2 rRNA genes are annotated in these 2769 nt (G+C 56.5%); both read right to left on the bottom strand.

Features of this window, described 5'->3' with window-relative positions:
- Nucleotides 1-43: 43 nt before the first annotated feature.
- Nucleotides 44-160 (bottom strand): 5S ribosomal RNA (gene rrf / locus QLQ12_RS46720).
- 124 nt (nucleotides 161-284) lie between these two features.
- Nucleotides 285-2769: ribosomal RNA gene (locus QLQ12_RS46715) — 23S ribosomal RNA — on the bottom strand; the annotation flags it as partial.

The following is a 2769-nucleotide window of genomic DNA, read 5'->3' as shown; positions in this document are numbered from 1 at the left end:
AGAAAGGCCCACCCCGTGTGGGGTGGGCCTTTCATCACGTTGAGTCCGGCGGCGTCCTACTCTCCCACACCCTCACGAGTGCAGTACCATCGGCGCTGGAGGGCTTAGCTACCGGGTTCGGAATGTAACCGGGCGTTTCCCCTCCGCTATGACCACCGAAACAGCCATCAGCGAAACCACAACCAGCAACCCTCACCGCAGTGAACCGTCACCGGTCCACCACCATCAGGGGTGGTTGTTCGTTTGCTGTGAATCACACAGTGGACGCAAGCGCAATGTATAAGATGGTTAAGCCCTCGGCTTATTAGTACCGGTCAACTCAACACGTTACCGTGCTTACATCTCCGGCCTATCAACCCAGTAGTCTAGCTGGGAGCCTTACCCACTCAAGGTGGTGGGATACCTCATCTCGAAGCAGGCTTCCCGCTTAGATGCTTTCAGCGGTTATCCCTTCCGAACGTAGCCAACCAGCCATGCTCCTGGCGGAACAACTGGCACACCAGAGGTTCGTCCGTCCCGGTCCTCTCGTACTAGGGACAGCCCTTCTCAAGTATCCAACGCGCACGGCGGATAGGGACCGAACTGTCTCACGACGTTCTAAACCCAGCTCGCGTACCGCTTTAATGGGCGAACAGCCCAACCCTTGGGACCTGCTACAGCCCCAGGATGCGACGAGCCGACATCGAGGTGCCAAACCATCCCGTCGATATGGACTCTTGGGGAAGATCAGCCTGTTATCCCCGGGGTACCTTTTATCCGTTGAGCGACACCGCTTCCACTCGCAAGTGCCGGATCACTAGTCCCGACTTTCGTCCCTGCTCGACCCGTCAGTCTCACAGTCAAGCTCCCTTGTGCACTTACACTCAACACCTGATTGCCAACCAGGCTGAGGGAACCTTTGGGCGCCTCCGTTACCCTTTAGGAGGCAACCGCCCCAGTTAAACTACCCACCAGACACTGTCCCTCGACCCGATCAGGGCCGCAAGTTAGATACCCAAACCCAACAGAGTGGTATTTCAACATTGCCTCCACCCGAACTGGCGTCCGAGCTTCACCGGCTCCCACCTATCCTACACAATTAAATTCAGATACCAATGTCAAGCTATAGTAAAGGTCCCGGGGTCTTTCCGTCCTGCCGCGCGTAACGAGCATCTTTACTCGTACTGCAATTTCGCCGGGCCTGTGGTTGAGACAGTGGGGAAGTCGTTACGCCATTCGTGCAGGTCGGAACTTACCCGACAAGGAATTTCGCTACCTTAGGATGGTTATAGTTACCACCGCCGTTTACTGGCGCTTAAGTTCTCCGCTTCGCCCCGAAGAGCTAACAGGTCCCCTTAACGTTCCAGCACCGGGCAGGCGTCAGTCCATATACATCGTCTTACGACTTGGCATGGACCTGTGTTTTTAGTAAACAGTCGCTTCCCCCTGGTCTCTGCGGCCATACCACGCTCAGGCAGCAAGTGCCGTCACGCGTCCGGCCCCCCTTCTCCCTAAGTTACGGGGGCAATTTGCCGAGTTCCTTAACCACAGTTCACCCGTCGCCTCGGTATTCTCTACCTGACCACCTGTGTCGGTTTCGGGTACGGGCCGCTCAGAACATCGCTAGAGGCTTTTCTCGGCAGCATAGGATCAATGACTTCACCAGAACGGCTCGGCATCACGTCTCAACCTTAATGATGTGCGGATTTGCCTACACATCGGCCTACACGCTTACCCCGGCACAACCACCGGCCGGGATCATCTACCTTCCTGCGTCACCCCATCGCTAAACTACTACCCACAGAGGTCCCAGACTCCACACCCTTGACCCGAAGGTCGCCGGCGCTTTGCGTGGTTAGTACTATGAGGTTCGTCTTGGGCGCTCTTTTGCGGGTACGGGAATATCAACCCGTTATCCATCGACTACGCCTCTCGGCCTCGCCTTAGGCCCCGACTCACCCAGGGCGGATTAGCCTGGCCCTGGAACCCTTGGTCATTCGGCGGAAGGGGTTCTCACCCTTCATTCGCTACTCATGCCTGCATTCTCACTCGTATGGCGTCCACGGCTGGATCACTCCGCCGCTTCACCCGCCATACGACGCTCCCCTACCCATCCACACACCTGCACCAGCCGACTAAATCGACAAGCGAAGTTAATGTGTGAATGCCACAGCTTCGGCGGTGTGCTTGAGCCCCGCTACATTGTCGGCGCGGAACCACTTGACCAGTGAGCTATTACGCACTCTTTAAAGGGTGGCTGCTTCTAAGCCAACCTCCTGGTTGTCCATGCGATCCCACATCCTTTTCCACTTAGCACACGCTTAGGGGCCTTAGCTGGCGATCTGGGCTGTTTCCCTCTCGACTACGAAGCTTATCCCCCGCAGTCTCACTGCCGCGCTCTCACTTACCGGCATTCGGAGTTTGGCTGATTTCAGTAAGCTTGTGGGCCCCCTAGACCATCCAGTGCTCTACCTCCGGCAAGAAACACGCGACGCTGCACCTAAATGCATTTCGGGGAGAACCAGCTATCACGGAGTTTGATTGGCCTTTCACCCCTAACCACAGGTCATCCCCCAACTTTTCAACGTTGGTGGGTTCGGTCCTCCACGCAGTCTTACCCACGCTTCAACCTGCCCATGGCTAGATCACTCCGCTTCGGGTCTAGAGCATGCGACTAAAAGCGCCCTATTCAGACTCGCTTTCGCTACGGCTTCCCCACACGGGTTAACCTCGCCACATGCCACTAACTCGCAGGCTCATTCTTCAAAAGGCACGCCATCACCCCTACAA

The organism is Actinoplanes sandaracinus, assembly GCF_030009775.1.
Taxonomy (GTDB): domain Bacteria; phylum Actinomycetota; class Actinomycetes; order Mycobacteriales; family Micromonosporaceae; genus Actinoplanes; species Actinoplanes sandaracinus.
Note: the sequence above shows the minus strand (reverse complement) of the source record. Positions and strands in the feature narration are given on the sequence as shown.